We start from the raw sequence: 17,273 nt of genomic DNA on the forward strand, positions 1-17,273 counted from the left end.
CCGTGCCCGGCGTCGTCGCCGTCCACCGCTTCCCCGGCGTCGGCCACATGCCGCATCTGGAGATGCCGCGCGAGGTCACTCGCCTGATCGCCGAAAGCGCCGCCTGCGGTTGAAAACGCGGAATTTCACGGAAAATCGGGGCGGTCGAGCGTCGCAGAAGTGGCCGAGCGGTTCTCGAGATCGGCCGCTCGTGTTAACCATGTTGTTTCGAAGCTCACCGTCCACGCATCCTTGGCGGAGGAAGCATGATCGTCTGGGCCGTTGCAGGGCTCCTCGTCGGTTGGTTCCTGTCCAGGCGCCTGCGCGTGGACAGCCTCGGTGCGTTCCTCGTCTCCTCGGTCGCCCTGCCGCTCCTCGTCCTCGCCACGGTTCGCCGCATCGACCCCGACGTGCTCTGGGACTACGCCGCGTTCTGGCTGGCGGTGCAGAGCTCCTATTTCGCCGCCAATCTCCTCGCCGAACGGGCGAAGCCGACGACGCCGGAAGCCGACGACGGCGGCGCCCTCGAGAACGCCTGATCGCCACCGCTCCCGGCCGTATCCTCACGCATCCTCACGGACAGCAGTTCGGGAAGCGCAGGTGGATCGCATCGATCTCGGCGGCGATCTCCGCCGTGATCTCGAAATCGAAGGCGGCGAGGTCCTCGTCGAGCTGCGCCAGGGTGGTGGCGCCGATGATCGTCGAGGCGACACAGGCACGCGAGCCGACGAAGGCGAGCGCCAGCGTCGCCGGCGAGACCCCGAGCTTCGCCGCCAGATCGACATGGGCGCGGATCGCCGCATCTGCGTTCGGCCGCTCGTAGCGTTGACCGCGGTTGAAGAGCGTGGTGCGAGCCCCCGCCGGCCGCGCCCCGTCGAGATACTTGCCGGTGAGATAGCCCTGGCCGAGCGGCGAATAGGCGAGCAGCGACACGTCCTCACGGCCGCAGGCCTCGGCGAGGTTCACCTCGAACGTGCGGTTCAGCAGATTGTAGGCGTTCTGGATCGACACGATGCGCGGACCGCCGGTGACCTCCGCCGCGCGCAGCCAGCGCATCACCCCCCAGGTCGACTCGTTGGACAGGCCGATGTGACGGATGCGGCCGGCCTTCACGTGCGCCGCGAGCGCCTCCAGCGTCTCCTCGATCGATGCCTCGTCGGCCGAACGCCCGGGATCGGTCCAGATCGTCGGGTTGGCGCCGAAGCCCGGCACCCGCCGCTCCGGCCAGTGCACCTGATAGAGATCGATGGTGTCGATGCCGAGCCGCTTCAGGCTCTTGAACACCGCCTCGTCGACATGGACGCGGGTGAGCCGCGTCGGCGAGCCGTCGTCGCGGAACCACGCCATGTCGGACCGGCCGCAGACCTTGGTCGCCACCGTGATCCGGTCGCGATTGCCCCGCGCCTTCATCCACGAGCCGACGATCTCCTCGGTGCGCCCCTGCGTCTCCGGCTTCGGCGGGATCGAATAGAGTTCGGCGGTGTCGAGGAAATCGATGCCGTGATCGAGCGCCCGGTCGAGCTGGGCATGACCCTCGGCTTCGGTGTTCTGCTCGCCGAAGGTCATGGTGCCGAGGCAGACGGTGGGAATGGTGAGATCGGTACGGCCGAGACGGGTGCGACGCATGGGGCCTCTCGCGGCTGGGAACATCAGGGTCGGGTGGAGCCGACGCGTGCCAGAAGATCACGCACGCTCGGCAGGATGCGGGTGACGATCACCTCGACGCCCTCGGCGGTCGGGTGCAGTCCGTCCGGCTGGACGAGGTTCGCCTCGAGCGCGACGCCGTCGAGGAAGAACGGATAGAAGAGCGCCCCGTGCGCCTGCGCCACCTCGGCGAAGATCGGATCGAAGGCCTTCGCATAGGTCTCGCCGAGATTGCGCGGCGCCAGCATCCCGGCGACCAGCACCTTCTGCCCGCGCGCCGTCAGCCGTGCGACGATGGCGTCGAGGTTCTTGCGCGTCTCCGCCGGCGGCAGGCCGCGCAACGCGTCGTTGGCGCCGAGTTCGACGATCACCGCCTGCGCATCCGCCGGCACCGACCAGTCGAGCCGCGCCAGCCCGGCGTCGGTGGTGTCGCCCGAGACACCGGCGTCGATCACTTCGACGTGATGACCCGCCGCCGTCAACGCCGCCTCCAGCCGTGGGGCGAAGCCTTGGCCTTTCGGCAGGCCGTAACCGGCGGTCAGGCTGTCGCCGAGGGCGACGACCCGGATCTTCCCCGGCTCCGCCGCCCGCACCGGCCCGTTCACCGCCGTGGCGACGACGATCGCCCCGAAAACGAGGCCGATCACACGCCGCAGCGCGGCACGACGGGGCGGCACGAGATGGGATCGTTCGGAGCGAAACGGCATGACGGCGGAAATCCGATTACGGTGCGCGGCGCGGATCGAGGCTTTATCGACCGCCCATCGTCACCATATGACGACGGAGCCACGCATTTCGAGACCCCCCGGCGCCACGCGTCACGCATGGCTTCCCCGCGCCGCCCTCCGAAGAGTGCAGATCTTGTCCGACACCGCCATCCGCCTCGACGACGTCCACCTCACCCTCGGCAGCGGCACCGCCGCGGTCGAAGTGCTGCGCGGCCTCAGCCTCGCCGTGCGCACCGGCGAGAAGGTCGGCGTCGTCGGCGCCTCCGGGTCGGGCAAGTCGACGGCGCTGATGGTGACCACCGGTCTCGAGCGCGCCGACCGCGGCCGTGTCGAGGTTGCCGGCACCGATCTCGGTCGCCTCGACGAGGACGCCCTCGCCCTCTTCCGCGGCCGCACCGTCGGCATCGTCTTCCAGGCCTTCCACCTCGTCTCCGACATGACGGCGATCGAGAACGTCGCCACGCCCCTCGAACTCCTCGGCGCCCCGGACGCCTTCGCTCGCGCCCGCGCCGAACTGGAGGCCGTCGGCCTCGGTGCCCGCCTCGACCACTATCCGGTCCAGCTTTCGGGCGGCGAACAGCAGCGCGTCGCCATCGCCCGCGCCCTGGTGCATCGCCCGGCCATCGTCGTCGCCGACGAACCGACCGGCAATCTCGACGAGACGACCGGCGCGGCGATCGCCGACCTGCTCTTCGGCCGCGTCGACGAGGTCGGCGCGACCCTGATGCTGGTCACCCACGACGCCGATCTCGCCGCCCGTTGCGATCGGGTGATCCACGTCCGCGCCGGGCGGGTCAACGAGGAGACCACGCCGTGAGCGCCGCCTCGCCCCTCGGCCTCGCCACCGCGCTGCGCTTCGCCGTCCGTTCGCTGCGCGGCACCGCGCGCCGCGCCTTCCGCGGTTTCGGCATCTTCCTCGCGTGTCTGGCGCTCGGCGTCGCGGCGATCGCCGGCGTCGCCGCCCTCGGCCGCGCCTTCGACGCCTCGCTCGCCGCCCAGGGCGACCTCGTCCTCGGCGGCGACATCGCCTTCTCGGTCAACCACCGACCGCTCGGCGCCGCCGAACACGACTTCCTCGCCGCCCGCGGTCGCACCTCCGACGTCGCCACCCTGCGCGCCATGACGCGTCGCGACGACGGCACCGCCACCCTGGTCGAAGCCAAGGCGGTCGACGCCGCCTATCCGCTGACCGGCCGTCTCACCGCCTCGACCGCGCCCGATCCGGCCCGGGCGAAGGAGACGGCGATCGACGGCCGCCCGCTCCTCGCCGCCACCGGCGAGGGCGACGCCCGCATGTTCGGTGTCCTCGTCGAGGACACGCTGCTCCCCCGTCTCGGCGTGAAGATCGGCGACACCCTCACCGTCGGCTCGGCGCGGGTCCGCGTCGCCGGCATCCTCGTCGACGAGCCCGACCGACTGTCGAGCGGCGTCGGTTTCGGCCCTCGCCTGATGTTGTCGCGAGAGGCGCTCGAGGCCTCCGGGCTCCTCGCCCCCGGCAGCCTGGTGCGCTGGCACACCCGCCTCGCCCTCACCGACCGTGATCGGGTCGCCGGCACCATCGCCGCGGCGAAACGCGCCTTCCCGGCCGCCGGCTGGGACATCCGCTCGCGCAAGGAGGCCGCGCCCGGGCTCGCCTCCACCATCGACCGCTTCGTCCAGTTCCTCACCCTCGTCGGCCTCACCACCCTGGTGATCGGCGGCCTCGGCGTCGCCCATGCGGTGACCGGCCATCTCGAACGTCGCCGCGAGACCATCGCCATCTGGAAGACGCTCGGCGCCACCCGCGGCTTCGTCTTCCTCGTCCATGCCCTGGAGATCGGCGCCATCGCCCTCCTCGGCATCGGCCTCGGCGTCGCCGTCGGTGCGGCGGTGCCCCACCTCTTCGCCGGACCTCTCGGCGACGCCCTCGGGCTCGACCTGATCCCCGTCGCCGCCCCCGGCCCCTTGGCACTGGCCGCGCTCGAGGGCGCCGTCACCGCCGCACTCTTCGTCACCGTGCCGCTCGGCACCGCGGTCGACGCCCGTCCGGCGACGCTGCTGCGCGGCGAGATCGAGACGCTCGGGCGGCGCCCGCGCCTCGCCCGGCTCGTCCCGGCGGCGATCCTCACCGTCCTGCTCCTCGCCCTGGTCGTCGGCCTGTCGCCGGAACGGCGCATCACCCTGCCCTATCTCGCCACTCTGGTCGTCGCCTACGCGGTGCTGCGTCTCGTCGCCGCCGGCCTCGTCGCCGTTGCTCGACGCATGCCGCGGCCACGCCTCTTCGAAGCCCGCGCGGCGATCACCGCCATCGCCCGTCCGGGCGCTCCGACCGCCTCGATCGTCCTCTCCCTCGGCCTCGGCGCCACCCTTCTGGCGGCCCTGACCCAGGTCGAGAGCGGCCTGAACGCCGCCCTCTCCTCCACCCTGCCGAAACAGGCGCCGAGCTTCTTCTTCCTCGACGTGCCGGCCCGCGACGCCGACGCCTTCCGCACCTTCCTGAAGGACGAGGCGAAGGACGGCGCCGTCGCCGACGTGCCGATGCTGCGCGGTCGCATCGTCGCCCTGAAGGGCGTGCCGTTGGAGAAGGTCGAGGCCGAGGAGCACACCCGCCTCATCCTGCGCGGCGACCGCGGCATCACCTTCTCCGCCACACCGCCCGAGAACGCCGACATCGTCGAGGGCGAATGGTGGAAGCCCGATCACGCCGGCCCGCCGCTCGTCTCCTTCGACGCCGAGACCGCCAAGGGCCTCGGCCTCGGTGTCGGCGACCGCATCACCGTCAACGTGCTCGGTCGTGACGTCGAGGCGACGATCGCCAATCTGCGCCGGATCGAATGGGGGCGGCTGGCCATCAACTTCTTCATGGTGTTCTCGCCCGACGCCTTCCGCGGCGCCCCGGCGACCCGACTGGTCACCGTCACCTTCCCCGACGGCGGCGATGCGAAGACCGAACTGGCGCTGCTGGCGCGGGTGGTCGAGCGCTTCCCGGTCGTCACCGCGATCCGCGTCAAGGATGCGCTCACCCGCGTCGACGACCTGATGCGCCGCGCCGCCGCCGGCGTGACCGCCGTCGCCGGCTTCGCCGTCGTCGCCGCCATCCTGGTGCTCGCCGGCGCCCTCACCGCCCGTCAGGAGGCACGCATCCGCGACACCGCGGTGCTCGCCGCCATCGGCGCGACCCGTCGTCGCCTCATCGGCGCCTTCGGTCTCGAATTCGCGGCGACCGCCTTCGCCGGCGCCCTCTTCGCCGTGGTGGTGGGGACGGCGGCGGCCTGGTGGGTGTTGACGCGGGTGATGAAGCTGCCCTTCGTCGCCGATCCGGTGGCGGTCGTCGGCGTCGTCGTCGTGACCGCCGGCCTCACCGTGACCCTGGGATTGCTTTCGACCCGCGCCGCGCTGAAACGCCGTCCGGCGGAGGTGTTGCGGGCGAGTTGAGCCGGCGCGACCCACGCCAACCTTACGGAAAATTAATCATAACGGTTCGCAGGGCGATCTCCACCGTCTTGCGACCGTCGGACTCTCCTCCCATATTCGATCCTCGATGCCGGTGATGCGGACGCATCCCGCCCACACGAAAGGATTTTACGGATGTCGAACTACGACAACGGTTACGCCCGGTTCGGTTCGACCCTGGCGCGTCCGGACGCCCAGGCGATCGACCGCGGCCTACGCGCCTACATGATCTCGGTCTACAACTACATGATGATCGGCGTCGCCATCACCGGCATCGCCGCGCTCGTCATCTATTCGATGTCGGTGACCGGCGTCGGCTCGCCCGACGCGGTGGCCCGCATCTCCAAGACCGTCGCCCTGACCCAGTTCGGCAAGACCCTGTTCGTCAGCCCGCTGAAGTGGGTGCTGATGCTGGCCCCGATCGGCCTCGTCTTCCTGCTCGGCTTCCGCATCGACAAGATGCAGCCGTCGACCGCCCAGGGCGTGTTCTTCCTCTACGCGGCTCTGGTCGGCATCTCGATCTCGACCATCCTGATGGTCTACACCCACACGTCGGTGGCCCAGGTGTTCTTCATCTCGGCCGCGGCCTTCGGTGGTCTGTCGCTCTACGGCTACACCACCCAGCGCTCGCTGACCGGCATGGGGTCGTTCCTGATGATGGGCCTGATCGGCATCCTGATCGCCGGCCTGGTCAACATCTTCCTCGCCTCGAGCGCGCTGCAGTTCGCCATCTCGGTGATCGGCGTCCTGGTCTTCGCCGGCCTCACCGCCTACGACACCCAGAAGCTCAAGGAACAGTACATCTATGGCCTCGACGGCGCCGACGGTGCCACCGTCTCGCGCGGCGCGATCATGGGTGCGCTCACCCTCTACCTCGACTTCATCAACCTCTTCATGATGCTGATGCAGCTCTTCGGCCAGCGTGAAGAGTGACCGCCCGGCCGCATGGCGGACCATCGGTTCGCCGCTGGCGCCGCAGGTGAAGATCTGAAACGATGACGGAGGCGCGGGACCACGGGTCCCGCGCCTCTTCGTCTTTCCCTCGATCTCGCCGGACCTCCAAAGTGCAGCGCTCGCTCTTCGTCGCCGTCGCACCGCTGCTCTTCGTGTTGATCTGGTCGACCGGCTGGATCGTCGCCAAGTTCGCCTCCTTCGATGCCGAACCGCTGACCTTCCTGATCGTCCGCTTCCTCGGCGCTCTCGTCCTTCTGGTGCCGATCGCCCTGATCTCCGGCGGCGGATGGCCGCGCGGCCGTGCCGCCATCGGCCATGCGCTGATGTCCGGCGTGCTCCTCCACGGCGTCTATCTCGGCGGCGTCTGGTGGGCCATCGCCCACGGGGTGCCGGCCGGACTCTCCGCCGTCATCGCCGCCCTGCAGCCGCTGATGACCGCCGCCCTGGCGCCGCTGATGTCGCACGAGCGCATCGGCGCCAAGCGTATGGCCGGCTTCGCCCTCGGCTTCCTCGGCATCGTCGTGGTGGTGTCGCCGAAACTCGCCGGCCTCTCGGGCGCCGCCCTCTCCGCCACCCTCATCCCCCTCGCCGTCAACGTCCTCGCCATGGCGGCGGTGACGGTCGGCACCTTCTGGCAGAAGCGCTTCGTCCCCTCCGGCGGCCTGATGCCGGTCGCGGTGCTGCAATACGTCGGCGCCCTGCTCGTCACCGTTCCGGCGGCTCTGGCGATCGAGGACCTCCGGTTCGCCGTCACCACCTCTTCGCTGCTCACCCTCGCCTGGTCGGTGATCGGCCTGTCGATCGGTGCGATCGCTCTGCTGCTCCACCTCATCCGCTGCGGCGAGGTGTCGCGCGCCGCGGCGCTGATCTACCTCGTGCCGCCCACCTCGGCGCTGGAGGCGTGGTTCTTCTTCGGCGAAACCCTGACGATGGTGCAAGTTGCCGGCATGATCGTGACTGCTTGCGGCGTCGCCCTCGCCAACAGGCGTTGACGCGGAAATATCGCCTTTCGGGGCATTGCATCGCCGCGACGGATTTCTATTCTTTCGCACCGCAACAACAACCGGCCGCCGGCGGACGACGCCGCGCCGGCAGGGGAGATGGTTCATGAGTGCCGCTCGAATCGATTTGCATCTGATCGCGCACGGCCGCGAGGCGGTCGCAGCCCTCGACGGGCTCTTCGCCGTCGCGAAGGCCGCGGTCCGCGCCAAGGTCGAGAAGGACGGCAAGATCTCCGCCGCCCTGGTGGACCAGGAACAGCGCGCCGCCCACGGCCTCGCCTGGCTCGCCACCTATGTCGAGAGCCTGCGCGAGATGGTCGACTATTCCGAGCGCCTGACGGCGGCGGGACAGTTCGGTGAGATCGAACGCGACATCGTCTCCATCGCCTTCGGCGAATATCTCGCCCAGGTCTTCGGCGGCATCCCGATGAACCAGGGCGAGATGGTCCGTCTCACCGACCTCGGCGTCGACGCCGAGACCATCTCCGCCGCCCGGGTCCCCGGCGTGGAAATGCTGATCGCCCACGGCAACACCCCGGAGGTGCGCGCCGCCCTGGTCGCCGCCATGACCCGGATCGAGGGCTCGACCTCCTTCGGCGAACTCGGCCTCGACGAAACCCTCAACCAGTTCCGCGACGAGATGCGCCGCCTCGCCGTCGACGCGGTGCTGCCGCACTGCCACGAGTGGCACCTGAAGAACGAGTACATTCCGATGGAGCTCATCGGCCAGATGGCCGAGATGGGCGTCTTCGGCCTGACCATTCCCGAGGAATACGGCGGCCTCGGTCTCGGCAAGGAGTCCATGTGCGTCGTCTCCGAGGAACTGTCGCGCGCCTACATCGGCGTCGGCTCGCTCGGCACCCGCTCCGAGATCGCCGCCGAACTGATCCTGTGCGGCGGCACCGAGGAGCAGAAGCAGGAATGGCTGCCCAAGATCGCCTCCGGTGAGGTCCTGCCGACCGCCGTCTTCACCGAGCCCAACACCGGCTCCGACCTCGGGTCGCTTCGCACCCGCGCCGTCCGCCAAGGCGACAGTTACGTCGTCAACGGCAACAAGACCTGGATCACCCATCCGGTCCGCGCCGACCTGATGACCCTGCTCGTCCGCACCAACCCCGACGAGGCCGGCTGGAAGGGTCTCTCGATGCTGCTGGCGCCGAAGCCGCGCGGCAACGACGCCGAGCCCTTCCCGGCCGAGGGCATGTCGGGCGGCGAGATCGAGGTGCTCGGCTATCGCGGTATGAAGGAATACGAGATCGCCTTCGACGGCTTCTCCGTCCCGGCGGCGAACCTCCTCGGCGGCATCGAGGGCCAGGGCTTCAAGCAGCTGATGCAGACCTTCGAGTCGGCCCGCATCCAGACCGCGGCGCGCGCCATCGGCGTCGCCCAGTCGGCCCTCGACCTGGGGCTCCGCTACGCCCAGGAGCGCATCCAGTTCGGCAAGGCGCTGATCGCCTTCCCACGCGTCGCCGACAAGCTCGCCATGATGGCGGTGGAGATCATGGTGGCGCGTCAGCTCACCTATTTCGCCGCCCGCCGCAAGGACCACGACGAGCGTTGCGACCTCGAGGCCGGCATGGCCAAGCTGCTCGGCGCCCGCGTCGCCTGGGCGGCGGCCGACAACGCCCTGCAGATCCACGGCGGCAACGGCTTCGCGCTCGAGTACCCGGTCAGCCGCGTCCTGTGCGATGCCCGCATTCTCAACATCTTCGAGGGCGCCGGCGAGATCCAGGCCCAGGTCATCGCCCGTCGCCTGCTCGAGGGCGGCAACGGCTGATCCCACGTCGCGAAGCGACCGGCCGGGTCCCGCATGACCCTACCGAGCGCGTCGATCCCCGGAATTCCGGGGATTGGCTCGATATGTCGTGGTGACCATCATCGCCGACACGAAAAGGCTTCAGGGGATTCCTTTTCGCCACCGGAATCATCTGCCGGCCGAACCCGTTTCGGCCGGCTTTTTTTCGTTCGCCGCATCCTCCCCTCACCCGGAAGGCGGCAACGTTTACGAAGATTAGGTCCTGTTGACGAATGTGCGCGTCCATGGGCGGACGGCGCTCGAACGTCGGCTTGACGCCTTGTTTCAGCTTCACGGTTGCGAGCCGACGCCGGACGGCTGGCGTACATTGGCGCTGAAGTTGGCGTCAGGTTACATGAATTTCGACAAGGAGAGTTGGCTCCGCTTGTTTGGACAGCGCCCGGTGGGATTTGAGTGGATCTCACGCCGGGGTGTCGATTGCGGGGCTTTGCGATTTCGTCACGGCGTCGGGATGGCGTAGCCTGACCAGAGCCGTGATGAAATCGCGGGCGGCGATCAGGCGGCCTCGGCCATCTGTCGCCCACCGAAGTAGGCCTCGTCGGGTGTGCGCCCGTCAAGACTCGAATGTGGACGTCCGGAATTGTAGAAATTGATGTATTTTGAGATCGATGATCTCGTTTCCCGAACAGTGTCGTAGGCCTCCAGGTAGACCTACTCGTACTTGATCGACCGCCAGAACCGCTCGACGAAGACGTTGTCCCGCCAAGCCCGCTTGCCGTCCATGCTGATCGAGATGCCGGCGGCCATCAGAACGCTGGTGAACTCGAAATTGGTGAATTGACTGCCCTGGTCCGTGTTGAAGATCCCGGTTTGCCATGGCGAGCCATCGCTTCTTCGAGAGCCTCGACACAGAACAACGCGTCCATCGTGATCGACACCCGGTGCGCCAATACACTCCGGCTCGCCACGTCGACGACGGCGACGAGATAGACGAAGCCCCGACGCATCGGGATGTAGCTGATGTCCGTCGCCCAGACCTGGTTCGGCCGGTCGACCTTCACCCCGCGCAGCAAGTACGGGTAGATCTTGTGCCCGAACGCCGGCTTGCTGGTGTTCGGGCGACGATAGATCGCCGCGATCCCCATCAGCTTCATCAGCGTGGCGACGTGCCGGCGGCCGACCGACATGCCTTCACGCTGTAGCAGAGCCCTCAGCATCCGCACTCCCGCGAACGGGAAGTCGAGGTGCAGTTCGTCGAGCCGACGCATCGAATCCAGGTCGGCAGCCGAAACCGGCCGTGGTTTGTAGTAGACCGTCGATCGGGCGAGGTTGAGGACTTTCGCTTGCCGAGTGATCGGGAGATCGTGACCCCGATCGATCATCGCTTTGCGCTCAGAAGGCCGGCCTTGCTGAGCGCGCCGGACAAAAAAACGTTCTCCAGCGCAAGCTCTCCGATCTTCGCATGCAGAGCCTTCAAGTCGACAGGCGTGGCGGCGGGCTCCGCCTTCTCGCCCCCGAACACGCCGGCTGCGCCGTCGAGGAGTTGGTTCTTCCACGCCGTGATCTGGTTCGGATGCACGTCGTGCTGCTGCGCCAACTCCGCGAGCGTCTTCTCGCCCTTCACGGCGGCCAGCGCCACCTTTGCCTTGAACGCCGGAGAATGGCTGCGGCGGGTTCGTCTGGTCAGGGAGTGCTCCTGATCCTCGGCGACATCGTCGCCGCTCATACCGAGCGGATGAAGTTCAGACCTGTTCGGAACTTCATCCGCGAAGGCAAGCCCGAACGGGCGTCGGCCGGTCAGGCCGCAACCCACGAAATTCGGACAAGTCCGAATTTCGTGAACTCGGTATCAGGCACAAAATCCACTCAAGCCACCGTCCGAATTCGCGGAGCCATCTCTGTCGCCCGATGACCGATTCGTCCGACCATCGGCGAGGAACCGCCGCCCGAGGCCGACGGGCGGCGCGCTCCGTGCATGCTGAACGTCATTCGGAAGCCGACGGTCGCCAATTCTCTCGGTGATCACCCGGTCGCCGGCCGAGCGGGTCAGCACTCTGGGTTCGTCCGGATCAGACGAGATCGGGTGACGGGGCCATCACATCGTCTACTCCCGTCGACGGCATGGCGACCAGGTAGAGGATCGGCACCACGAAGACCGTCAAGATCGTTGATACCGCGGTGCCGAAGATCAGCGAGACCGCCAGGCCGCCGAATACCGGATCGGGAACCATCACTGCCGATCCGATGACGACAGCCAGTGTGGTCAGGAGGATCGGCCGCAATCGCACCGCACCGGCTTCGCGTGTCGCTTCGATGAGGGTCATGCCCTTGCTCAGGTGGTCGCGGATGAAGTCGATGATCAACAATGAATTGCGGATCACGACACCGGCGAGTGCGATGATCCCGACCATCGAGGTGGCGGAAAAGTCCATACCGAGGAGCCAATGCCCGGGCAGAATGCCTATGATGCCGAGGGGAATCGCCGACATGGCGATGAGAGCGACGCGGAACGATCGATAATAGGCGACCAGGATCAGGAAGACGAGTGTCAGCGCCGCCCCCAGAGCAATGCTCATGTCTCGGTAGACGTCGAGCATCATCCGCATCTCGCCGTCCCAGAACAAGCGGTAGCCGTCGATCACGTCGGGTGCTCGCCGGTTCAGAGTGAGATTACCGGTCTTCAACGGACGACCATCCGGACCGACGAGGCCGTCGAGCCGACGGTCGAGGTCGAGCACGGCATAGAGCGCGGGAGTTCCCGACAATTCACCCCCGACATAGGTCACGCGCTCGTTGTCCTTGCGTTGGATCGGTCGATCGCGAGTGGCCCGCACCACATCGACCAACTCGCGCAGAGGCACTTGTTTGCCTTCGGCATTTCCGACGAAGATGAGGTCGAGTCGCGTCGGATCGATCTGGTGTCGACGTGGAACGAAGGCGCGTACATCGACGGGATTCTTCTCGTCGGCTGGATGGGCGCGGCTGAGGACGCTGCCGCCGTAGACCAGATGCAAAGCCTGGGCGATCTGAGCCACCGAGACCTTGGACAAGGCCGCCTTCTCCTTGTCGGGCACGATGCGGTGTTCGATGACATCCGCCGGTTCCGTGTCGGAGAGATCGACCATGTCATAGGTGCTGCGGAAGGCCTTCGAGACCTCGTCGGATAGGGCGCGCAGGCCGCGCGGATCGGGGCCGTAGATTTCGGCCAAGACCGAGGCGCGCACCGGTGGACCGGGTGGGTCCTCGACCAGACGGACTTCGGTGCCCGGATGACGACGTTTCACAACGTCGATCTTCGGACGCAGGGCGCGGACGATGTCGATGGAGGAGACGGCGCGGGCGTGTTTGTCGACCAGATTGACGCGGATCTCGGCGACGAAACTGCCGACGCTGTCGGCAGTGCCTCGCGACAATCCGTTGAAGTCGGCGATACCGGCCTGGCCGACCCAGCTCTGGTAGTCGATGACGGTCTTTTCGTCGGCGAGCAGCCGTTCGATATCGCGGACGACTCGATCGGTCTCCTCGATCGCCGTCGTCTCCGGCGTTGCGACGATGATGTTGAAAGTGTTCTTGTTGTCCTTCAGGAGAAAACCGGCTCCGACGCCGAACCAGGACGGAGGTCCGCCGACGCCGGAGGGGCGAACCAACTGCCACGTTCCTTGGAAGGTCGATACGGCCAGTAGGATCACGATCGATGCCGCGAGGATGCGTCGTAGCCGGGCGCTCTCCTGCAGCGGTGTGATCATCCGGCGATAGAGCCGTTGCAGGAGGTCGGACCTTTTCGGGGGCTCCGCGTCCTCCGTCCCAGCGGGCGCGTGCCACGTCAGCCAACGGTTGGCGGCCCAGGGCGTCACGACATAGGCGACGACGACCGAGGCGGCGACGACGATCGGAACATTGAAGGCGACCGGATAGAAATAGTCGCCCGGCATGCCGGTGACGATCAACAGCGAGCCGAACACCAACATCACGGCCAGCGTCGCCAGATTGGTGGCGTTGCCGATCTCGTTGGTGGCAGCGACGGTCGCCTCCACCTGGTTGTCTCCGCGTGGTTTGCCGTAGTGACGATGAATGTTCTCGATGACGACGATGGCGGCGTCGACCAAAAGGCCGAGCGACAAAATGAGTGCGAACAGTGTCACCCGATTGATTGTGACGCCGAAGAACAGGTCAGCGGCAAGGCCGACGAAGATGATCAGTGGCACGCTAATGGTGACGATCGCCGCCTCGCGCCAGCCGAGGAATAAGATCAGGACAACGCTGACCGAGGCCACGGCGACGACGAGATGTTCGAGCAGGAGATTGACCGCGTCGTCGGCTTTCCTGCCGTCGTCACGGGTGGCGACGACATGGACATCCATGGGTATGAAGGACGTCTTCAGACGTTCGACGCGGTCGAACACGGAGGACGCGACCGTGACGGCGTTGACGCCCTTCTTCTTCGCCACGGTGATGGTGACGGCCGGCATCGCTTCCGCCCCGGCGGTTACGAAGCGCGGATCGCCCGGACCGAAGGCGAAGCGGCTGAGACGGTCGATCTCGCTCGGCGGCCCATCGATCACGGTGGCGATATCGCCGACGTAGATCGGCCGGCCGCCGTGAACCCCGACGATCAGGCCACGAACGTCATCGGCGGAGGTGAGGAAGCCCTGCAGTCGGATGCCCTCGATCCGGCGGTCGCGCACCGTGTCCTGGAGCGGGACCGAGAGATTGCTGGTGTCGAAGGCGGAGGAGACCTGAGAGAGAGTGACGCCGAAAGCCTGAAGCCGCTCGGGATCGAGTTCGACGCCGATTTCGCGGTTTCGACCGCCGCGTACCGCGACGACGGAGACGCCGTCGAGGCTGCGAAGGTGTTCGGCCATGCGGTCGGCCATGCGCTTCAATCCGTAGTCGTCGTAGCGGGGGGACGCGAGGGTGAGGGTGACGATCGGGACGTCATCGGCGTCCACCGCACGGATTTGGGCCGGGCCGGCGTCAGCCGGCAGGCGGCCGCGATTGGCCATCACGCGATCGTAGAGCTTGACCAGTGAGTCTTCCTTCGACTGGCCGACCAGAAATTGCACTCGGACGACACCAAGGGAGCTCTCAGCGACACCGTAGGTGTGATCCACTCCGCTCATTTCGCTGAGAATGCTCCCCAGCGGCGAGACGATCAGTTCGTCGACTTCCTCGGGCGAGGCGCCGGGAAGGGTGACGGCGACGACCGCACCCGGAACCAGGGTCTGGGGGTTTTCCTCGCGCGGCGTCATGAAGGTAGCCACCAGACCGAGGGCGGTCAGGCCGACGATGACGACGATGGTCAACTTCGAAGTGACGAAAGCGCGGGCGAGCCGGCCGGCGAGGTTCAGCGATTGGATGGTCATCTCGTCCGTCCGTCGATATCGACGACGATACCGTCTCTGACGGTGTCGTCGGCGCGAGCCAGGACCTTCTCGCCCTCCGACAATCCGGCTTCGACCTCGACGAGGTCTTGCCATTCACGGCCGAAGCGGAGCCAACGGAAGCGGGCGATACGGTCGTCTCCGACGACGAAGGTGCCGCCGAGCCCGCCGCGCTCCACGCGGGCGCTCCGAGGGATGCTGATCGACCGTGCCGTGCCGAGGACGATTTCGGCGCGACCGAACATGCCGGGGAGGATGGCCTCTTCCACCGGCAGATCGATGTCGACCTGATAGCGACGTGTGACCGGATCTCCTGATGGAACGATCCGTTTGACGGTCCCCACCAGTTCGCGGCCATCGAGCGCATCGATGCGAACCGTCACGGTCATGGCCGGGACGATCCGCCCGAGATTGCTCTCGGCGACGAAAATCCGGAACAGTAGGACCTCCCGCGATTCGATGGTGAGCAACGGCTGCCCCGCGACGGCCATGTCACCGCTGTGGCGCTGTCGTACCACGACGACGCCGTCAACCGGGCTGAGGATGGTGGTGTAGGCCTTCTGGGCTTGGGCTGCGGCCACCGCCGCTTCGGCTTTCGACAGCGCCGAACGGGCCGCGTCACGGCGCACACGCGCCTTCCGCAACACCTCGGTCGAGGCCCATCCTTGTCCGGCGAGGGTGTCGTATTTGCCGACATCGTGCTCCGCATCGGCAAGATCTGTGCGTGCGGTGGCAACGTCGGCCTGAGCGATCCTGATGGCCTCGTTCACGTCAGTCGGATCGATCTGTACCAGGAGATCACCCTTGGTCACCTTCTGGCCTTCTCGGACGTCGAGATTGCGGATGAAGCCGACCACTCGCGACGACAATTCGATGCGATCGTCGGATACCACCGAACCGGGAACGCTGTAGCGGATCGGGATGTCGGCGGATCGGGAGACGGCGACGGGGAACGTGGTCCGATGTCCCACCATCGCTTCACCCGCTCCACCGTCCACGCTCCAACCAATGAAGAAGAGCGTGGACAGTCCATGGACGAGCGTTCTGGAAAACTTCGACATTTCACGTCTCCATGGAGCCGGCCGGGTCATGCAGCGGCCCCTGCAGCATCGCCAGAACATGGCGGGCGACGACGTCCGGGGCCGTGTGATCGGCCCTGTCGTCGGGCAGGTAGGGCAAGATGCGAGACAGTTGGAAGTGACCGAGAATGATGGCGGCGACCGAAACCGCCGACAGGGTGGGATCGACCCTGCCGGTGTATTCCCTCATGACGTCGACGAGCAGCGCGAAAGGTCGCTTGAACACCTCCATCGACAAATACTGCAATCTATCTTCGTCACCATCGAGCAACTCACGCAGGATCATCTTCGAGAAAACTCGATCTTCGAATACCAATCGTACGAACCAAGATATGAAAAATTCAATCTTTTCTTTATTGGAATGGGCCGCTTTCAAACACTCTTCCATAGGTTCCATTTTATGGGCGATGATGAGCGCCAAGGAGTCTCTTATGAGGTGGTCTTTATCTTTGAAGTGATAATAGAGGTTGGCTTGCGTAACCCCCACCCTGGCGGCGACGTCGCGCATCGAGACCGCCGCATATCCGTTCGATGCGAACAGCCGGGAAGCGATTTCCAGAATGGTGTCTCGGGTGCTGGTTTCCGGCATCGAGCGCTCTTACTGAACGACCGTTAAGCTTACGATGCCGCAAAATGTCTCGTCTGTCCAGAGGGGGCGGATTTTGCGCTCGGGAATTTGGAGTTCGAAATTCTCCGCATCACCGAAAGGGGGCAGAATTCACAGTTGAGACCGCGCTGTCGCCGTCGGCGCGTCGGTATGGTCGGAGTTGCGAGAACCAACCCGACCGAGGAACCACTGATGACCGACATGATGATGAGCCTGCGGGCGCTCGTGGAGAAGAGCCCGGACGCGGATGTGCTGAGAGAAATGATCGGCTTCGCCGCCGAACGCCTGATGGAGTTGGAAGTCGGCGGCCGAACCGGGGCCGAATGGGGCGAGAAGTCCAAGGAACGCTTGGCGCAGCGCAACGGCTAGCGTGAGCGCGACTGGGAGACGCGGGCCGGCACCGTCGAACTGCGCATCCCGCGCCTTCGCACCGGCAGCTGTTTCCCGAGCTTCCTGGAGCCGCGCCGGATGGCCGAGAAGGCGCTCACCGCCGTCATCCAGGAAGCCTACATCCAGGGCATCTCGACCCGCTCGGTCGACGATCTGGTGAAGTCGCTCGGCATGAGCGGCATCTCGAAGAGCCAGGTGAGCCGGCTGTGCGAGGAGATCGACGAACGGGTGAAGGCCTTCCTCGATCGCCCGATCGAAGGCGGCTGGCCTGACCTTGCCCCCGGTTTGTCCCCGTTCATAACCAGAATCCGTTCCTGCTCTG

Annotated in this window: 12 protein-coding genes and 2 pseudogenes; 8 read left to right on the forward strand and 6 right to left on the reverse strand. The window is 66.6% G+C overall.

Features of this window, described 5'->3' with window-relative positions:
* Positions 1-245: 245 nt before the first annotated feature.
* Entirely contained in the window at positions 246-518 is a 273-nt protein-coding gene (locus V7Q42_RS19920) for a hypothetical protein (protein ID WP_333826013.1), read from the forward strand.
* Positions 519-552: 34 nt separating this feature from the next.
* On the opposite strand, the gene V7Q42_RS19925 is transcribed toward V7Q42_RS19920, so the two are convergent.
* Both V7Q42_RS19925 and V7Q42_RS19930 read right to left on the reverse strand, forming a co-directional pair.
* On the reverse strand, positions 553-1,605 hold the full coding sequence (locus V7Q42_RS19925) for an aldo/keto reductase (protein WP_333826014.1): 1,053 nt from the start codon (positions 1,603-1,605) through the stop codon (positions 553-555).
* Positions 1,606-1,628: 23 nt separating this feature from the next.
* Complete coding sequence (locus tag V7Q42_RS19930) at positions 1,629-2,330, reverse strand: arylesterase (RefSeq protein WP_333826015.1); 702 nt, start codon at positions 2,328-2,330, stop codon at positions 1,629-1,631.
* A 154-nt stretch (positions 2,331-2,484) separates the two neighbouring features.
* On the opposite strand from V7Q42_RS19930, the gene V7Q42_RS19935 reads away from it, so the two are divergent.
* The 6 genes from V7Q42_RS19935 (at position 2,485) to V7Q42_RS19960 (ending at position 9,753) form a co-directional block, all read left to right on the forward strand.
* Entirely contained in the window at positions 2,485-3,168 is a 684-nt protein-coding gene (locus V7Q42_RS19935; protein WP_333826016.1) for an ABC transporter ATP-binding protein, read from the forward strand.
* Complete coding sequence (locus tag V7Q42_RS19940) at positions 3,165-5,765, forward strand: ABC transporter permease (protein ID WP_333826017.1); 2,601 nt, start codon at positions 3,165-3,167, stop codon at positions 5,763-5,765. The genes V7Q42_RS19935 and V7Q42_RS19940 overlap by 4 nt, the downstream gene beginning before the upstream one ends.
* A 153-nt stretch (positions 5,766-5,918) precedes the next feature.
* Positions 5,919-6,716, forward strand: coding sequence for a Bax inhibitor-1/YccA family protein (locus V7Q42_RS19945; protein ID WP_333826018.1), 798 nt, complete (start codon positions 5,919-5,921; stop codon positions 6,714-6,716).
* A gap of 131 nt (positions 6,717-6,847) precedes the next feature.
* A complete protein-coding gene (locus V7Q42_RS19950) occupies positions 6,848-7,729 on the forward strand; it encodes a DMT family transporter (RefSeq protein WP_333826019.1) in 882 nt (293 codons plus the stop codon).
* A 115-nt stretch (positions 7,730-7,844) separates the two neighbouring features.
* Entirely contained in the window at positions 7,845-9,515 is a 1,671-nt protein-coding gene (locus V7Q42_RS19955) for an acyl-CoA dehydrogenase family protein (RefSeq protein ID WP_333826020.1), read from the forward strand.
* A 91-nt stretch (positions 9,516-9,606) separates the two neighbouring features.
* Positions 9,607-9,753 carry a hypothetical protein gene (locus V7Q42_RS19960; protein ID WP_333826021.1) on the forward strand — a complete coding sequence of 49 codons (147 nt, stop codon included), beginning with the start codon at positions 9,607-9,609 and terminating at the stop codon, positions 9,751-9,753.
* 296 nt (positions 9,754-10,049) lie between these two features.
* Here the strand turns inward: V7Q42_RS19960 and V7Q42_RS19965 are convergent.
* From V7Q42_RS19965 to V7Q42_RS19980, 4 genes and pseudogenes are all read right to left on the reverse strand, one after another.
* Positions 10,050-11,181 (reverse strand): annotated as a pseudogene (locus tag V7Q42_RS19965) (IS3 family transposase).
* A 382-nt stretch (positions 11,182-11,563) separates the two neighbouring features.
* Entirely contained in the window at positions 11,564-14,857 is a 3,294-nt protein-coding gene (locus tag V7Q42_RS19970) for an efflux RND transporter permease subunit (RefSeq protein WP_333826022.1), read from the reverse strand.
* Complete coding sequence (locus V7Q42_RS19975) at positions 14,854-15,936, reverse strand: efflux RND transporter periplasmic adaptor subunit (protein WP_333826023.1); 1,083 nt, start codon at positions 15,934-15,936, stop codon at positions 14,854-14,856. Before V7Q42_RS19975 ends, V7Q42_RS19970 begins: the two co-directional genes overlap by 4 nt.
* A gap of 1 nt (position 15,937) precedes the next feature.
* A complete protein-coding gene (locus tag V7Q42_RS19980; RefSeq protein WP_333826024.1) occupies positions 15,938-16,543 on the reverse strand; it encodes a TetR/AcrR family transcriptional regulator in 606 nt (201 codons plus the stop codon).
* A gap of 210 nt (positions 16,544-16,753) precedes the next feature.
* On the opposite strand from V7Q42_RS19980, the pseudogene V7Q42_RS19985 reads away from it, so the two are divergent.
* Positions 16,754-17,273, forward strand: a pseudogene (locus V7Q42_RS19985) (transposase); the annotation flags it as partial.

Origin of the sequence: Pinisolibacter sp. (genome assembly GCF_036782435.1) — a bacterium.
In the GTDB taxonomy this organism is placed as follows: Bacteria; Pseudomonadota; Alphaproteobacteria; order Rhizobiales; family Ancalomicrobiaceae; genus CALBKH01.